The sequence below is a fragment of the Actinomadura sp. HBU206391 genome (assembly GCF_014323665.1).
In the GTDB taxonomy this organism is placed as follows: Bacteria; Actinomycetota; Actinomycetes; order Streptosporangiales; family Streptosporangiaceae; genus Actinomadura_C.
In genome coordinates, this window is the sequence record NZ_JABVEB010000001.1 from 298,635 (window position 1) to 316,084 (window position 17,450).

The 17,450-nt window shown below is 63.8% G+C and carries 14 protein-coding genes; 10 read left to right on the forward strand and 4 right to left on the reverse strand.

Annotated elements, in window-relative coordinates; all coding sequences use genetic code 11:
• Positions 1-100 precede the first annotated feature (100 nt).
• Positions 101-1,096: a hydroxymethylbilane synthase gene (gene hemC, locus HKK72_RS01520; RefSeq protein WP_222720176.1), complete on the reverse strand. Its 996-nt coding sequence runs from the start codon at positions 1,094-1,096 to the stop codon at positions 101-103.
• A 482-nt stretch (positions 1,097-1,578) separates the two neighbouring features.
• Here hemC and HKK72_RS01525 point away from each other — a divergent pair, with 482 nt between their 5' ends.
• Positions 1,579-3,513 (forward strand): YncE family protein, encoded by a 1,935-nt coding sequence (locus HKK72_RS01525; protein WP_187232356.1) that lies wholly within the window; start codon positions 1,579-1,581, stop codon positions 3,511-3,513.
• A 258-nt stretch (positions 3,514-3,771) separates the two neighbouring features.
• Here HKK72_RS01525 and HKK72_RS01530 read toward each other — a convergent pair whose 3' ends face one another.
• Together HKK72_RS01530 and HKK72_RS01535 are read right to left on the reverse strand one after the other, a co-directional pair.
• Positions 3,772-4,050, reverse strand: a complete 279-nt coding sequence (locus HKK72_RS01530) for a hypothetical protein (protein ID WP_187232357.1) — start codon at positions 4,048-4,050, stop codon at positions 3,772-3,774.
• A 2-nt stretch (positions 4,051-4,052) separates the two neighbouring features.
• Complete coding sequence (locus HKK72_RS01535; protein ID WP_187232358.1) at positions 4,053-4,904, reverse strand: ATP-binding protein; 852 nt, start codon at positions 4,902-4,904, stop codon at positions 4,053-4,055.
• 204 nt (positions 4,905-5,108) lie between these two features.
• Between HKK72_RS01535 and HKK72_RS01540 the strand changes: the two genes are divergently transcribed.
• The 9 genes from HKK72_RS01540 (at position 5,109) to HKK72_RS01580 (ending at position 16,271) form a co-directional block, all read left to right on the forward strand.
• Positions 5,109-5,975, forward strand: coding sequence for a helix-turn-helix domain-containing protein (locus HKK72_RS01540; protein ID WP_187232359.1), 867 nt, complete (start codon positions 5,109-5,111; stop codon positions 5,973-5,975).
• Positions 5,972-6,187, forward strand: coding sequence for a DUF397 domain-containing protein (locus HKK72_RS01545; RefSeq protein WP_187232360.1), 216 nt, complete (start codon positions 5,972-5,974; stop codon positions 6,185-6,187). Before HKK72_RS01540 ends, HKK72_RS01545 begins: the two co-directional genes overlap by 4 nt.
• Before the next feature lie 1,799 nt (positions 6,188-7,986).
• Entirely contained in the window at positions 7,987-8,787 is an 801-nt protein-coding gene (locus tag HKK72_RS01550; protein WP_187232361.1) for a histone-like nucleoid-structuring protein Lsr2, read from the forward strand.
• A gap of 349 nt (positions 8,788-9,136) precedes the next feature.
• Positions 9,137-9,571, forward strand: a complete 435-nt coding sequence (locus HKK72_RS39625) for a hypothetical protein (protein ID WP_222720177.1) — start codon at positions 9,137-9,139, stop codon at positions 9,569-9,571.
• On the forward strand, positions 9,568-11,691 hold the full coding sequence (locus HKK72_RS01560) for a DEAD/DEAH box helicase family protein (protein WP_187232363.1): 2,124 nt from the start codon (positions 9,568-9,570) through the stop codon (positions 11,689-11,691). The genes HKK72_RS39625 and HKK72_RS01560 overlap by 4 nt, the downstream gene beginning before the upstream one ends.
• Before the next feature lie 11 nt (positions 11,692-11,702).
• On the forward strand, positions 11,703-11,891 hold the full coding sequence (locus tag HKK72_RS01565) for a hypothetical protein (protein ID WP_187232364.1): 189 nt from the start codon (positions 11,703-11,705) through the stop codon (positions 11,889-11,891).
• The gene (locus HKK72_RS01570) at positions 11,891-13,960 is read left to right on the forward strand and encodes an AAA family ATPase (RefSeq protein WP_187232365.1); all 2,070 of its coding nucleotides are present in this window, start codon (positions 11,891-11,893) and stop codon (positions 13,958-13,960) included. Before HKK72_RS01565 ends, HKK72_RS01570 begins: the two co-directional genes overlap by 1 nt.
• On the forward strand, positions 13,960-14,448 hold the full coding sequence (locus HKK72_RS01575; RefSeq protein WP_187232366.1) for a DNA phosphorothioation-associated protein 4: 489 nt from the start codon (positions 13,960-13,962) through the stop codon (positions 14,446-14,448). The genes HKK72_RS01570 and HKK72_RS01575 overlap by 1 nt, the downstream gene beginning before the upstream one ends.
• 380 nt (positions 14,449-14,828) lie before the next feature.
• Complete coding sequence (locus HKK72_RS01580; protein WP_187232367.1) at positions 14,829-16,271, forward strand: DNA phosphorothioation-associated putative methyltransferase; 1,443 nt, start codon at positions 14,829-14,831, stop codon at positions 16,269-16,271.
• Here the strand turns inward: HKK72_RS01580 and dndA are convergent.
• On the reverse strand, positions 16,268-17,419 hold the full coding sequence (gene dndA, locus HKK72_RS01585; protein ID WP_187232368.1) for a cysteine desulfurase DndA: 1,152 nt from the start codon (positions 17,417-17,419) through the stop codon (positions 16,268-16,270). The two genes, HKK72_RS01580 and dndA, sit on opposite strands and share 4 nt — an antisense overlap.
• Positions 17,420-17,450: the final 31 nt, after the last annotated feature.

Here is a 17,450-nt window from a genome sequence, read left to right on the forward strand (position 1 = left end):
CTTCGTCGTGCTGTCGGCGATGTTGGTCGGCCTGTCTCCCCTGGCCCTGGACTCCTTCGGCGGGAGCGCCACATCCTGGACGCGAGGGAGCGCTGATGCCTCATTTACGGGTCGCGGCGATGAGGCGGTGGGCGCCTTGGCGCAGCAGGTCGGCGGCGACCTGCGCGCCCAGCGACACCGGGTCGTCGGACGGTCCTCGGCCGTGTGAGCGGACCCACTGCGTGCCGTCCTGGTTGAACACCATGCCGAACAGGCTCAGCTGCCCGTCCGGGGTGTGCGCGTGCCCGGCGATGGGGCTGTTGCAGTGCCCGCGGAGCAGGTGCAGCATCGTGCGTTCGGCCGTGATGTGCCGGGTGGTGCCGGCGTCGTTGATCTCCTCCAGCAGTCGCATGATCGGCTCGTCGGCCGTACGTGCCTGCACGCCGATGACGGCCGCGCCGACGGCGGGGACCATCGCGAGGGTGTCCCCGTCCGCCCAGGTCGTGGGCAGTACCTCGGTGATCCGGTCGTCCAGGTCGATCCGCTGCAACCCGATGCGCGCCAGCAGGATCGCGTCGTACTCGCCCGCGTCGAGCTTCTTGATGCGGCTGTCGATGCCGCCGCGGATGCGCTCGATGTGCAGATCCGGACGATGCAGCGAGAGCTGCGCACGCCGTCGTACGGAAGAAGTGCCGACCTTGGCACCCGCCGGCAGCTCGGCCAGACCCCGCCCGTCACGGGAGATCACGACGTCATGTACGTCGCCGCGCCGCAGGTAGGCGCCGAACTCGGTGCCCTTCGGCAGCGGCACGTCACCGGGCACGTCCTTCATCGAGTGCACGGCGAGGTCGATCCCGCCGGAGACCAGCGCACGGTCGATCTCCTTGGTGAAATTGCCCTTACCGCCGAGCAGGGACAGGTCGCCGGTCCACAGATCGGCGGAGGTCTCGATCTCCACGATCTCGACGGGCAGGCCGGGAACGACCTGATCCAGCTGCGCGACCACGCGCTGCGTCTGCGCCTTGGCGAGCGGCGAGGTGCGTGTGCCGATCCGCAGCCGAGTGCCGGCCAGCCGGTCGGACAGCTCGCTCGTCATGGTGCCGGACGTCGTGGTCATCGCAGGTGTGCTCCGGTCGGCTGAGGGTCGGGTCATCGTGGTCGGCGCGGCCGTACGGTCTGGACGTCACTCACACTTAACTCCCTTCTACGCGGCAGCCCGCACCGGGGCATGCGGAAACCGAAGTCAGGCTGGTCACGCCGTGGGACACGGCTGCTACGACCCTTGTCCATGAAGTCCTTGGCATCGAAGTGAATCCAGCCTTTGGAGTGCGCAGCCTGAATGAGTAGATCCGGCTAGGCGCGATCGGCGCGTATTCGTTCGCCGTTCTGCTCGACTCGGTGCATTGAGAACCATCCGCACGCATCAGGTGCCGTGACTACTCCCGCCCTTTTGATCCTCATTTGTTACTTTCATGCCATACGCTGCCTAGCACCAATCGCGCCCCGCCAGTCACCGCATGTCGGCGGTCACGGGCGGGCGTTGCGCGTTCCTCTCAGCTCCCGGTCAGCCACCGGGTTTCTCCGTGGGAGTCAAGCACTGTGCGCACGCGCAGCATTTCGACCGCGACAGCGCTCGCGGTCCTCTTCGGTTCGACGGTACTGAGCGTCGCGGCGGCCCGGTCCGCCTCGGCGGCCTCCGCCGTCGTCGCCGTGCCCGGCGGCATCGTCGCGGACGGCGCCCTGAAGCGGGTCTTCGTCGGCGACCGCTCGGCCGGGAAGGTCCTCGCCGCCGACTACAGCGGCGCCCTCGTCGACTCGGTGAGCGGCGTCAGCGGGGTCTCCGGTTTGGCGCTGTCCGACGACGGCGCCACCCTGTATGCGGCCGCGGGGGGTAGCCACGAGATCGTGGCCCTCGACGCGGCCACGCTCGACGTCAAGGCCCGCTACGCCGTCGCCACCACCGAGGGCCCGCGCTACGTCGCCTTCGCCGGCGGCAAGGTCTGGTTCACGTACGGCGACCAGTGGGACGGTGACCTGGGCTCGGTGGACCCGGCGAGCGAAACCGACCCGGTGACCCTCGGGCGCTACCCCCAGGGGTACGGCGTCTGGGGCCCGGCGCTCCTCGACACCGACCCGTCCGCTCCGGGGCTGCTGGCCGTCGGTGAGACCGGCCTGTCCACGGACGCGATGGCCATCATCGACGTCTCCGGCGCAACCCCGCAGCCGGTCGCCTGGCACGAGGGCGACTACACGCTGAACAACGGCATCGGGGACATCGACCTGGTGCCCGGCGTCTCGGAGGTGCTGGTCAACGGCATGCAGCGGAACGCCTACGCGGACGGGAAGTTCACCGCCGCCGGGTCTTACCCCTCCGGGCACCGCGCCGACATCGCCGCGAACGGGCTCGTCGCCCAGATCTACGGCGGCAAGGTGGCGGTCTACCGGCCCAACGCCACCCAGCCGCTCCGTACCTACACCACCGGCACGTCCAGCACTGCCGCCGCCCTGACGTGGGCCCCGGACTCCTCACGCATCTTCGCCCTCGTGGGGACGAGCGGCGGCTACACGCTCCAGACGCTCACCGACCCGACCCTGAACGTCCCGACCCTGACGGTGAACGCCCCGGCGACGGCGGCCCGTGCCAAGTCGCTCACCGTGACGGGCAAGCTGTCGGCGACCGTGCCGCTGCCGAGCGGCGTCCCGCTCCAGGTCACCCGCACCGACCTGGAGTCACCGAATGGCAAGGCGCTGCCGTCCGTCACAGTGCGGGCGGACGGCACCTACAGCTTCACCGACACCCCGCCGGCCGGCGGAAACGTGAAGTACGCCGTCACCTACGCGGGCGACGCCGACCACACGGCCGTCTCCGCCTCCGACACCGTCGACGTCCCCCGCAGCGCCGTCACCCTGACGGTGAACAGGAACGGCGGCGTCTACGCGTACGGCACCGCGGTGAAGTTCACTGCGAACCTCGGCAAGACGTACAAGAACCGGACGCTGTCGCTCTACGCGGACACCGCGGGCGATGACAAGGGCAAGTACGTCGTCAAGACCGGCGCGGTCGACAGTAAGGGCAATCTGCCGGTCACCCTTACCGTGAGGCGCGACACCACTGTGAGCGCGAGCTTCTCCGGTGATGCCCGGACTGTCGCGAAGACGGCGACGAGCCGGGTGGGTGCGAGGGTCTGGGTGTCGCTGAGCGTCAGCCGCTACTACAAGAAGGCCACGGTCAGCGGGCGGACCCGGTACTACTTCAGGAAGAAGACCAACCCGCTCTTCACGACCACGATGACGCCCTATCCCGGGCGCTCGCAGCGGCTGCAGCTGCAGGTGTACTACAACGGCGCCTGGCGGTCGTCGGGATCCCAGTACTTCGCGCTCAACTCCGCGGGCAAGTCGGTGGTGCAACTGGTCGGCACGCATCAGGTCGGCTACGTGATGCGCGTGCGGCCGTGCTATCACGACGGCGCCTCGGGCGACGCCGTGAACGCGACCACGTACGGCTCCTGGCGGTACTACACCTTCACCAGCTGAGGCCGCCCGGGCCTCGCAGACCCGGGTCGTCCGATGACGCTGGGCCTCGGGTTACTTCGGAGGAGCACTCGTCCATGTGGCCTGACGCCTCATGGCCTGCCTATGGCATGAACGCCCCAGACCGTGTTCGGTTCTGGGGCGCTTTCCTGCGCCACACTGCTTGCAACGCGCGCAGCTCCTCGCGTGTGGAGCCGTGTGTGCGGATGGTGTGGAAGCCGGAGTCAGGCTGGTCACAATGTGGGACACGGCTGCTACGACTCACCACGATGACGCGTCCATATCGGAGCGGGTGAGCCGCTGCGCGAGGAACTCGCGAAGGTGCTGCCGTCGGGGTGGTGACGCGGCGGTGCGGGTGCCGGCCTCCGGGGGTGTGAGGTCGTCCGCGCACCGCCGCGCCATCTTCGGCCGTACGGGCCCGGGTCGCTGCTCCGGCGGGAGCTCGGGCCGTACGGCCTCGTCCGGGTCTTCCCCTGGCCCGGACGGTGGGGTGGGCTCGCCGCCTGGCGGGCCCACGATGAAGTGCCACATCACGCCCACGGCTACCGGCCTCCTTGGCCGGGGACGTCCTGGCCCTGTTCGGTGGCTGCCCTCGCCGCCTCGACGGCCGCCGCGTACTCGTGGATCCGTACGGCCTCTTCGACGACGTGGACGAGGTCGGCGATGGGCGTGCGTACGTATTCGCCCGGCTCGCCGGTGGGGTCGTGCCAGCGGAAGATCCCCGGCTCTTCGGCCCAGACGGTCAGGCCGGGGAGCGCGACGAGGGAGTGGCCGTTGCCGTGGTGGCACTGGAGCCTGGTGATGCCGCGGCTCGCGAGCTCGGCCAGCAGCGCCTGGGCGGCTTGGCACACCGGCAGTCGCGGGACCTGTTCGCACGGCACGTCTATCGGCACGCAGAACCAGGCGACCTTGCCCGGGATCAGCTGTGCGGCCAGGCGCGAGCGGGTCAGATGCCATCCCCACCGCTCGGACAGCGCCTCGACGATCTGCGTTCCTCGACCGCACTCGGCGTACGTGCCCGCCTGCTCGGGGCCGGGTCGACGCCAGCCCGGCAGCGGATCGAAGACCTTCACCACGAGCTGGCTCTCCAGCGTCGCGCGACGGTAGGCCCACAGTTCCAGATGAGCGGGTGCGGGTATCGCGGCATCATCGCGCCGCTGGTCTCTGCCGATGCCGTGGCGAAGGCCGTTGGTGACTAACTCGCTGGTGGCGAGTGTGATGTCGTGTACGGCGTCGCGCGACAAGTCGATCGCCAGCAGCTCCCGGCCGAGCAACGACCGCCCGGCCGCCGCACAGATCTCGCCTGTCGGCAATATCCATGCCGAGCAGCCACCGTTCGTCAGATTGAAGTCCTTGCCGTTCCGTGGAGCCGACTCTGTGAAGGGGATTTGCACGCTGCACCACCAGGGGATGTGGCCGGTCTCGTCTCATGCAGCGCCCTGCCTTTACCGGTCTGTGCGCTACCACCCGCAATCGTGGCGTGGCTCATTAGAATTCGCAATGCAGAAATTCAAATCAGTCCTTTTGAAGTTTAAATGTCAGCATATGCTCCACGGACTACCATCATCGTCACCCCTCGTGATGAAGCGGAGACGCAAATGGAACATTCGAGACGAAGTCCTACGGTGCGGCGCCGGAGGCTAGGCATCGAACTGCGCAAACTCCGCGAAGCTGCCGGAATGAGCGCTCTCGACGTGACTAGGGCGCTCGAGTGGTCACCGGGTAAGGTCACCCGTCTGGAGAAAGCTCAGGCGGTCAAGCCGATGGTCGTGGACACTCGCCTGCTGCTGGACCTGTACGGCGTGCCCAAGGAAGACCCGCGGTACGAGGAGTTGGTGACACTCACCCGCGAGGCTCGTCAGCGAGGCTGGTGGATCTCCTACAAGGACGTGCTGGATGACCCGTACGCCGAGTTCGAAGCCGGCGCTGAGAAGATCCAGACGTATGAACTGGCGAACATCCCTGGCCTGCTCCAGACGCCTGCATATGCGGCGGCGCTCTATCGAGGATGGCTCATCCGCGACCCGGCTGAGATCGAGCGGCTTGTCCAGTTGCGTATGCAACGCCAGGCCATCCTCAGTCACGACAGCCCGCCATACATCTGGGCCGTCATTGATGAGACCGCGCTGCTTCGCCCGTTCGGAACCGTGGAGGAGCGTCGCGAGCAGCTGCGGCGACTGATCGACACCGAACGCTTCGACCACATCACTATTCAGGTTCTCCCACTGGACGTTGGCCCGCACCTCGGCATGGCGGGCCCATTCTCCATCCTCGATTTCCCCGAGAACGATCCCAGTCTGGTGTACGTGGAAACTGAGCCCAACAGCCTGTATTTGGAGGAACGTACGGACATCCAACGGTATAGCGTGGTGTTCCAGAACCTGTCCGCGATGGCGCTCAGCCCTGACGCGTCGATCGCGCACCTGACGCAACTGGCTCACCACTGGAGTAGAGGGCGAACATGAACCTGTCCCTCGCGGGCGAGAGCGGCGTCGCCTGGCGCAAGTCCAGCTACAGCGGAGGCAGCGGGAGCGGTAACTGCGTTGAGGTGGCGGCTATCGCTGGGTCCGTTGCCATCCGGGATAGCAAAGATCCGTGTGGCCCCATGCACCTCATGCGGCCTAACGCTTTCCGGTCCCTAGTCGGCCGCATCAAGACCAGAGACCTAGACCTCTAGCTTGGATCTGCCCCAGAAGTTGACGAGCCGGCTTTCGGGTGACATGTGACTTGCCGGAGTCGGGGTGAATGGTCTACGCCCAAGCTGCACGGCAAAGCTACTGAGTGCCCGTGCGCGCAAATCCCGCTTGAGTTGAGCGCAGTTGCGATCCCTCCGGGGCGTTTGTGGCATACGGCGGCGACGATCCCCCCCGCGCGCCGGGCAGTGGCTAAAGATCGATAGGGCCTGCCCCGGAGTGCGTGTATGGCCCCGACCCGAAGCCCAGTCGGGGCGCCCAATGCCGAACCGCGCTGTACCAGCGCCCACGCCGGGCACGAGTCGTCCCTGGTGAGACGACATTCGCGGCCATGCTTTCCGGAGGAAGCGTCCTGTCAAGGGCTTCTGCTGCGGAGCCGCGGCAAGCCTGAAGAAGACGCGGCGCCGAATCCTCGCGCGCCCCCGGCATCGAGCATGCTGGGAGCGCGCAGGCGCGTTTGCGCTTGCATCCCTGCGGGATGTCGGACAGGATCACTTGGCTCGGACGGCCGTTGGTACCCTCGGTCAGCGCCGACGAACACATCGCGGTTCGCGCTGACGGCCAGAGCCGCGCCAGGCACCCATACCCATACCCCCTGTGTGCCAACGCGATCAGCTGCAAGATCACGGCTGGACAGGCTCTGCAAGCGTTCCGGTTGCCCGAGTGGCCGGATCAGGCCAATTTCCCGGACGGCGTCGACGTGGCACGATGCCAGCATCGAGGACCTCCGCTGGGCGGTCGCCACTACCCTCTGTTACCTAGAGTCGTGGCGAATCTTATCGTCGACGTGTCTCGCCAGCGCCTTGCAGTGCCCGCGGGTATGTGGAGTTGACAGAAAATGGCTGATCGTGGTAGCAGCACTAAGTGAAGTCGTGTCCGGCTCTGGCGGTGCTGCTGCCGTCTCGCTGAGAGCCCTGGTGATCGGCGCAGTGTCAGAAATAAAGCGGATCATGGCGCCTTACTTTCGTCATTAATTTCACTGCCGGTGATCAATGTTCGAGGGTTGATTACCCTCCGAAATCGATAATTATTTAGCGGCGCGCGTAGGGAGCCGACGTGTAGTTGGCCATCTGAAAACGAGCCGGGGTTCCCTTTGATCGAGTCACAACAAAGTGTTGCTCGTTGGCAAGCTGACGAGTCGTCGTCTAGGCGATACAGCACGCCTTGTTCGCGGAACAGCACCCATCCCCCTGCGTGTTCACGCAGTGTGACATTCAACGGGAGCTGTTGCGCTCGGATCATGCGGCTTGGTTAACTGAAGAGGCTCTTAGTGCTCATCCCACCAACACGACGTTCGGCTGGGATGTCCCTGGTGGGATGTACGATGCGTTAATCGCCGCATGATTAGAAGTACGTGACTTCCCTCTTCGTGCAGGGTGGTGTGTGCTTGCACAAAACTCAACCAGCAGTTACTCACGCTCAGGAGGAGCATTGGTAGGAGACGATCCATCAAAACATGCCCAAAACAGGGAGAGCGATGCCCCCAAAGTCGCCAAACCGGAAGGCACCGCTCTCTCGTCGACTCGCAAATCCAGCAACTACCTCGTGGCTAGCTCGTCGACGCATCTCATGGTAGGTCATGAGTCGTCGGCCAACGAACCCTTGTCCAGGGCCACCGAACACTTCCACCTCTTGCTGCGCGGAGGGCGAAGCTCCCTAGTGGGATTGCTGATGATCCCCGGTGCCCCGTCGAGGCAGGACCTCGTGTCAATGCCTGCCCAGGCGGGCGCTACCTCAAGCCGACCATCCTCGACGACCAGACCTGAACCAGGGAGCGCCCCCCATGACTGACGAAGTAGCGATACCACCGTGGGAGCGGCTTCAGCGGCTCTCCGAGAAATCCGTGCACGAGCAGCATGCCCAAGCCGCGCGATGGGCGGATGAGCTCATGAGCCGGCACGGAATGGATGTGACGCCCCGCTACATCTGGGCCGCCCAGCGGGACACGATCGCAGCAGTCCTCGTCTCCTTGGTAGATGGTCAGGCCTCGGTGTCGGACCACGGGGGCATCGGAGTCGACCGGTCGGACAGCGACGCGAGCGAGGTGAGTGATGCCCCGCGATACAACGACCGCTCGAATGACGTATCGCCGTCCATGATCCGGGCCTGGGCGCAACAGAATGGCATCTCCATCAGCGGACGCGGCCGTATTCCCATGTGGGTCATCAAGCGTTACCAAACCCAGGGCACCACCAACGATTCCGAGAAGGCCCTGGCTCGCAAGATCCGCGCGGCTTTGGAGCAGTATGGCGAGCTGACCAAGTCCGAGTTGTGGGACATCGTCGGCCGCAACCAGCACTCCTGGAAGATCGAAAACGCGCTTAAGCTCCTGCCGGAGGTCCAGACGCTTAAGGGTGAGAGCAGCGGTGGCCGTCCACCGGTGATCTTCCGACTGGTAAAGGAGGAGCTAGACCAGACTGGCGAATCTACGGGGACGACCGCTAGCAGCCAACTGACCCCCAGAAGTCTCGGGACACTGGAAGACGCCCCAGCTCTATCCGACGGTTCTTCTGATCTCGACACGGGCGACTCTAAGATCCACGACTTCCTCGAGATCCTGCGCGGCGAGTCGCGCAGCGGGTGACCGGGCCCGAGAGCGGGAGGACACGTCACGTCTCTCGCTCTCCGAAGAGTCCGGTTGAACTCATCCGAACCATTCGAGATGGAGATAAGTCGTGTTTGACCCCGTTGCGGTGCAGAACGCTAGTGGAACCGACCCCCGAGACACCCCTGGCTGCTTTTGCTTCGAAGATGCCTGGTGGATGTGTGTCCAAGGCTCGGCCATCTCGGAGGATAAGCTCTCCTTGCCCCCGGGCGGGCTCTCCGTCCTGGGCGGCGGTCTATGGAAATCGACGTCCGCCGTAACAGAGGTGGCCGGGGCCACCTGTGGGCTGTCCCTGGTGGGTGCGCCACACCCGTATATCAGCGGGCTTGTGAAGCTCCTTCAGGACCACAACCGCGAGTTCCATGTGGGTGACTACATCTGGCTGAACAGGCGCTGGGATGATGACGAGCCCCCGGTCCTGCGGGTTCGGCGCGTCCGGCACCGCCGCGAACTCGGGGTAGCCGAGGAGATCGCGCGGCGGAGTGGCGCCTACTTCCTACGGCCGTCTACCAGTGACCAGCTACGCAAGATGCTCGCTGGTGCGCTGGTTCTCCCTCGGTCCAGCCAGTGGAACGATCTGGTGTGCCGGCTCGACGAGCGCGGCGACACCCGGCTCGCGCTCTTGGTACGGCACTACGTCGATAGTGGGTGTGACGCGGACCTCACCATTGAGCCAGAGATGGCTCCTGACGAGGCAGCGAAGGCCAATTCCAAACCCGATGTCATGGACTTCCTTCAACTGATCAACGGGGATAGAGGATGAGCCTCGCCAACGTCCCGGTTGCGGACTCCTATAGGAGTGACACCAGTGACGTCGCTCGCGACTTCTACGTTCCAGTGCTTTCGGAGGCGGTGGGATACGACCGCGCTGTCGGTTACTTCACCAGCACGTCGCTGAAACTGGTCGCACGCGGCATCGAACGGTTGCGCGCGAACGGTGGCAAGATCCGCCTGATCGCCGGCCCGCTGCTCTCACCTCATGATGTCGAGGACATTCGCCGGGGCTACGAGTACCGCGAGATCATCACACGGGCCATCACCCGGGAGGTTGTCCCCGAAAGCCTTGATACACGGGCGGTCGAGCAGCTCGGAATGCTCGGCGAGCTGATCGCCGAAGACCTCCTTGAGATCAAGATTGCGGTTATGGCGGGAACTAACGGGCTCGGCATCTACCACGAGAAGATCGGTGTTGTTACGGACGCAGAGGGGAATACCGTTGCCTTCACCGGTTCGCTGAACGAGACGCGCGCAGCGATGGAGGAGAACTTCGAGTCAATCGAGGTGTTCACCTCGTGGACGCAGAGCGACGCACGTCGGGTGTGCCGGATCAAGGAGAACTTCGCTGCCCTGTGGGAGGGCAAGACCCCGCGTTTGGAGGTACTGAATTTTCCGAAGGAGGCTGAGGAGCACCTGCGTGAGTTGGCCGAACGAGTAGCCAGAGCCAGTTCGGACGCCGCCGCACGGGAGGCTCGTCAACGCCGTCGCGAAGAGGCCAACAAACACGGCTGGGCCGCCACTCCCGAGGGGATCGAGCTGCGCGACTATCAGAAGGAGGCCATCACGAAGTGGCTCCAATCGGAGGCGCGCGGAATCTTCGAGATGGCGACCGGCACAGGGAAGACCATTACTGCGCTGGCGGCGCTCGACCAGATCGGCCGCCAGTTGCGAGCGCGCGGCAGCTCTCTCATCACCGTAATCGTGGTTCCACTACTCGACCTCGTCGAGCAGTGGTCGCAAGAACTCAGTCGGTTCGGGGTCGTTCCGGTCAAATGCCGGGACTCAGTAGTGACGTGGCGAGCGCAAGCCGGCAACGCAATCGCGGGTCTGCGGCCGGGGTGGGCGGCGACCCTGGTGGTCACCAACAAGACCTTCGGTTCGGCCGCGTTCCAGAACGTTATGTCATCCGTCGGGGACGAGTTGTTGATCATTGCGGACGAAGCTCACCATCTGGGGGCTGAGCACTACCGCTCCGGACTGCCAGATCAGGCGTCGTGGCGGTTGGCCCTCTCTGCCACACCGGAGCGCTGGTTCGACGACGAAGGCACCGAGGCGCTCCGGGATTACTTCGGGAAGACCCTGATCAGCCTCGGGCTTAAGGAAGCGATCGAGCTGGGTGCGCTCGCCCGATACCGATACCGCCCGGTTCTGGTTCCCCTTACTGACGAAGAGGCGGCGTACTACACCTTCCTCACTGGAAAGATCGGTGCGCTCTACGGGCAGGTCAAGGGGGCGGGGGGAAAGACCCGTAACGATGCCGAAGCGCAGCTCGGTCAACTGCTCAATAAGCGGGCCAAGGTGCTCGGACATGCTGAAAAGAAGATCGCCGCGTTGTGGAGTGAGGTCGGCAAGCGGCGCGAGCTGCCATTTCAGCTGGTCTACTGTGCCGAGGGCAGCCGCCCGCAGGAGGACGACCCAGGCGGGGGCGAGCGCCAGGTGGATCAGGCGCTCGATCTACTTGGCAACCGGCTCGGCATGCGTGTGCATAGCTACACATCGCAGGAGTCCAAGGAGCAGCGGCGCGAACTCCTCGAGGCGTTCGGATCTGGCGACTTGGAAGCTCTGGTCTCCATGCGCTGCCTGGACGAGGGCGTCGACCTTCCAGACGCTCGGATTGCCTACATGCTGGCCAGTACCAGCAACCCTCGGCAGTTCATCCAACGCCGCGGGAGAATCCTGCGCCGGTCTCCAGGAAAAACGGAGGCCGAGATTATCGACTTCATTGCGGTTCCACCGCAGGACGAGGAGCTCTTCGAGACAGAGAGGAACCTGTTCCGGCGGGAGGTGCGGCGCTTCATTGAGTTCGCTAAATACTCCGAGAATTATGGTGAGGCGCTGAGCGAACTACGCGACCTGCGTGAGTACTACGAGCTGATGGATGTTTAGGGAGAAACCCCATGACCGACAAGATGGACCAGCAGGAAATCGAGCAGATCCAGCACATCCTCAGCCGTATCGACCCCAACGCATACGAGGTTATCAAGATGGTTCTCGCTCTGGAGCAGGAGAACCTACACAAGTCAGAGGCATTGGCTCGTAATACGGTTCGGGACGAAATGACGAAGAAGGTCGAGGGTATCGCGTAATGAAGTTCATCTCGGTTGAACTGGAGAACTTCCGCCCCTACCAGGGAACCCAGAAGATTAGCTTTGCGCAGGACCCGGAGAGCAATGTCACTGTCCTGTGGGGGACTAACGGTGGCGGCAAGACGACACTTCTGAATGCCTTCACGTGGGCGCTCTACAGTAATCTCAGTGCTGACGTTGAGGATCACGACCAGCTCATCAACAGTACCGTCTGGAACAAAACGCCCGAGGGGGCGCCCTTGTCGGCCTCTGTCACCATCGAGTTCGAGCACGGCAGCCACGTCTATATTGTGAAGCGGTCCGTTTACGCATCGAAACACGGCTCGATCCAACCTCGCCCAAAACCCGCGCTGCAATTGTGGCGGCGCGGGAGGAGCGGAAATCTCGAATCAGTACTCAACCCCAGTGGGCACCTCGACCAGATGTTGCCCGAGCGCTTGAGCCGCTTTTTCTTTGTGAACGGTGAGCGCATCGAGGCCTTGGTGAAACACGACAGCGGCGACGATGTACGCGACGCCGTCAAGACACTCCTCGGCCTGGAGGCCATGGAGCGTGCAGTTGTGCATCTGCCGAAGGTTGCGCAAAAACTGCGCCGCGGTATGAAGACTGAGGATGCGTCCCAGCGTAGATTGGACGACCTTCTCGGACAGTTGGAGGATGCTGAGCGCATGCTTCAGGAGCAGCAGCGGCGCCGCAACGCCGCTGAGAAGGAGAAGAAGCACTTCAACTCCGAGATCGAGGTGCTTAATCTCAAGATGACGCAGCTCGCCGAGGCGAAGGAGCTTCAGCACAATAGGTACCGGCTGGAAAACCAACTGAATCGCGGCAAGGCAGCGCGGCAGCAACAGGAGGAAGAGCGCGCCAAGCAGGTGGGAACTAGTGGCTACCTTGCCTTCCTCCCCGCTCTGCCGGGCAAGATCTTGGCTGCATGTGAGGAACTGCGCGAACGCGGCGAGCTTCCTGCGCCGCTCAAGAAGGCTTTTATCGACGACCTTCTCGAGCGCGGAATGTGCATTTGCGGGACGCCCTTGGCCGAGGTCAGCCCGCACCGTGCAGCTCTGGAACGCTGGCGTGCCCGTGCTGGCCTTGCCGAGGTCGAGGCTGCTTGGAACCAGCTCCGAGGCGCCGTGGAGAGCATAGACGAGCGACGGGTGGAGATGAACGATGCGCTGCGGGGCTTCGACGCGCGGATCGCCGAAGCACAGGAGGAGGAGCGCCGCCTCGAGCACGATATCGACGAGATCGGAAACAAGCTCAAGCGCCTGCCCTCCGAGGAGGTCGTCGAGACCGAGGAGAAACTTGAAGCAGCCAAACTGGCCCGGGACGAGAAGGTGGCAGCCATCGGTGCTGCCAAAGCCGAGGTCAAGCGGCTTGAAGGTGTAAAAGACGACCTGAAGAGCCAGATCGAGAAGCTTGACGTCAAGGATGCCCGCAGCCGCCGGATCCGGAGTCGGATCATGGCCGTCGAGGAGGCGAGCACCGCCCTCGCCCAGATCCTGGAGATCCTCTCTCAAGGGGTTCGGCGTCGGCTTGACGCTCGCATCCAAGAACTTTACCGCCTGGTGTCGCTCAAGAACTTCGAGCCAGAGCTCACCCCGGACTTCGAGCTGAAGCTGTGGGATCCGAGCGGCACAGAACGGGTCCCGGCGCTCAAGTCCACCGGCGAAAATATGCTGCTGTCTCTTGCCTTCGTCGGTTCGCTCATTGGTGAGGCGCGGCAAGCGCAGGAGCGTGGCCGAACCTTCGTCCAGGGGATAGGGGGCGACTTCCCGGTGGTGATGGACGCGGTCTTCGGCAACCTGGACGACGACTACCGCAAGGCCGTCGCCGATTTCCTGCCCAGGCTCGCCTCCCAAGTGGTGATGCTCACCAGCAAGGCCCAGGCCGGGGACATCGTCGAGCAGGAGCTACGCTCCCGCCTCGGAAAGCAGTACGTGATCACCGCGCATACCACCAAGATCGATGTAAGCAATGCGACTGGGACGTTGACACTGAACGGCAACACCTACCCCTATCAGGTCGTCGGTTCCGACCGGACCGGCGCGGAGTTGACGGAGGTTCGAAGCTGATGATTCTCAACGCTGATATCCGCGTCCGGAGGCCTCTAGAGCATGAGGATCTCATCGGCCGGCTGACGACGAAGGAGGGTGGCCCGTTCACCAATTACTGGCAGGTCCTCGCCTTCGCGGCGGCGCTGGGCTGGTCGCGAGGTCGGCGAGAGCAGTTCGAGAAGCACGGTGAGTCGATCCGGTACGGACTGTTCAACAGTTCCGCGACCATCTCTGCCCTGATCGACTCGATGGGTGTCCTAGCGCACCCGAACGACGCGGGGATCCTGGCCGAGGACCGCCTCCCCGAGCGGATCAAGGTCTTTGAGGAGTACGCTAACGGCGGACTTGCCATCATCCAAGGTGAGCTCAACAGCGGAGCGCATGTTCGTCCAATGGACGTCATTCTGAACCTCTGTCGACGGGGAGTGACGCGCGCCGAGAGCATGGTGCAGGACATCCTGGGGCCGCAGCTCGTGGGTTTCGGGATGCCGGACTTCGAAGGCTGATCGGCTGCTACTTCGCTGGACCAGTAGCGCACCTAATTCCGGTGCTTATGCTGAGGCCAGAAAAGTGGTCGACGTGCTTTTCCTTTGCTGCCGAGCTGTAATTAGGCATTTTGCTTGGGGTTGCCGGCTTCGGCAGACTTGCGCTGGTTTGACTTGAATGAAGAGATGTACCATTCGCATCGCACACGGATGCGACGCTGCTGTGTTCAAACGTGGGCGAGACTAGCCGGGGGTGAGAGCGCCGACCCAGCGCAGACAGTCGGTGATCTGAAACCAACCTCTACCTTTTAGCGGGTGTCTTGGTCGGCAATCACTAAGCGAGACCTTGCGAATTGCGGTAATAGTGAAGGCGCCGCCGACGGAACCTACGGGGAGCTTCCATGTCTGGTTTGCACTGGGCGAGCGATCGCCGCCTCACCGCGATCAGCCGTACCACGCTCTCTGTGGCAGCCCGGCAGGCGGTCGTCGATGGCGAGGTGAACGCGTCGACCAGAGTCCTGGACTATGGCAGCGGACGCGGAGGCGACGTCCGTGGTCTCCGGGAGATGCGGTTCCAAGTCGAGGGGTGGGATCCCTTCTACGCTCCTGACCAAAGTCCCCAAGCCACGGATGTCGTGCTGCTGACCTACGTCCTCAACGTGATCGAGGACTCCGAAGAGCGGCGCGAGGCACTGCAAAGGGCCTGGGAGCTCGCGGAACGCCTGCTTGTGGTCACGACCCGACTCACCTGGGACCGATCGAAGGTCCGAGGTCAGCTATACGAGGATGGTGTCCTTACAAGTAGGCGAACGTTCCAACACCTCTTCAGCCCAGCAGAGCTCCGTTCTTACGTTGAGGAGACGACCGGTGTCCGCTGCGTCTCCGCAGCGCCCGGAATTGTCTACGCGTTCAAGAACGACGACGCACGGCTTCGCTATCTGGCCCGGAAGATCGTTCCACACGCCGACTGGCTAGCCTCCGACGACAGCGGGTCGGCGATTGCCGCCGTTGTGGACTACATTGAGCAGCGCGGCAGGCTGCCTCAGCTGGAGGAGATGCCCGGCGAGATGGCAAAGCTGCTCTCCCACCTGCAGCCGAACGAGCTCCAGCGGATCGTGAAGAAGTCCGCTGACTCAAAGAGAGTGAGTGAGGGCGCCAAGCGCTCGACTCTCTCGACGCTGCTGTTCCTCGCGGTGGAGCTGTTCAACGGTCGAGGGCCCTACAGGAACTTGCCACTGCCGCTGCAGCTTGATGTCAAGGCCTTCTTCTCCTCTTACAAGGAGGCCTGTGTACGAGCTGATCGGCTACTACTGAGGCTGCGCGATGATGCCTACGTTCGCGGAGCGATGAGGGCATCGCGCGTAGGGAAACTGACCCCGACTGCGCTTTATGTGCACAGGCGGGCGGCCCAGCACATGCCGACCGTGCTCCGCCTGTACGAGCATTGCGCATCGATCGCTGCGGGTAGGCCAGGCTCCTGGGCAGTCGTCAAGCTCCGGCACCAAGGCCGGGCAGTGAGCTGGCTGGAATACCCCGAGTTCGACACTGATCCACACCCCAAGCTCTACTCGTCCTACATGGTGGACCTCACAACTCTAAGAACATCGTTCAAGTCCTACGAGGGCTCGGCGAACCGGCCACTACTTCATCGCAAGCACGAGTTCCTAGACGCCGACGACCCGGACGTTCCGAAGTATCGCCGGCTGACTCAGTCCGAGGTGCGGGTCGGGCTTTACCAGAATCCTCACCTTATTGGGACAGAAGATGGCTGGGAGGCTGAACTTGTGCGTTGCGAGCGCGAGCTTCGCGGGCATCGGCTGGTGCGACGCCGGTACGGAACTTAACCCAAGAAGGCTGTTCCTGCCTGGAACTCAGCGATCTCAGCGGCCAGTTCATCGACGTCTAGCTCGTTGGCTTGGTCGGGGAACCAGGAGAGGCGTAGACCGTTGGCGGCGATGTTATCTGGTAGCCCCATTCCGCGGAGCACGTGGCTGGGGGTGTACGAGGCGCTGGTGCAAGCCGATCCTGTGGAGACCGCGACCAGTTCCTTGATCTGGACGATCAAGGCCTCGGCGTCTACGCCGTCGAAGGAAACGTTGAGGATATGTGGAACGACGTGCTCCTGGTCGCCATTGAAGCGAACTTGCGTCTTCCTGAGCGCGTGGACCAGACGGGCTCGGAAGCCTGCTGTTGCGGCCCACCAGTCCGCATGTTCGTTTTCGAAGATCTCAGCAGCCTTGGCCAGCCCGGCGACCAACGGCACAGGCAAGGTTCCTGGTCGGAGCTTTCGCTCCTGGCCCCCGCCGTACATCAGCGGTGTCAGGGGCACAGTGTCCCGGCCACGCCGGCGGATCACCAGCGCGCCGACGCCCTTGGGTGCCCCGATCTTGTGGCCGCTGATACTGATCAGATCGATTGGTCCCCGCAGATCCTCCGTCAGCTTGCCGAAGCCCTGCGCCGCGTCGACGTGCAAGTAGGTGGCCGTGCCGCGAAGGTGATCGGCGAGCTCGGCGACCGGCTGGATCACGCCGGTCTCATTGTTCACGTGCATGAGGGAGACGAGCAGTGTGTCATCGCGCAGATGCTCTTGGATGGCCTCGACGCTGACTCGCCCCGAAGAGCCCGGAGATATGAAGTCGACCTCGAAGCCTCGGGACACCAGGTGCTCCAGCGGCTCGATGACAGCCTTGTGTTCGATGGCCGACGTGATGATGTGACGACGGCCTTGTCTTTCCCCGTGAGGAGCCAACCCGAGCAGCGCGATGTTGTTACTCTCGGTCGCGCCGGAGGTGAAGATCAACTCGGCGGAGCTGACACCTATCTGACGAGCAAGTTGCTCGCGTGCCTGTTGGACGGCTCGCTTGGCACGAGTGCCCCAGCCGTGCGTCCTGCTGCCGGCGTTGCCCCAGTCCTCGGTCATCCAGTGCAAGACCACCTCAGCGACACGGGGGTCCATGCGGGTCGTCGCCGCTGCGTCCAGGTACGCGGTCATCTTCTTCATCCCCCTGGGCCGTTGCATCACG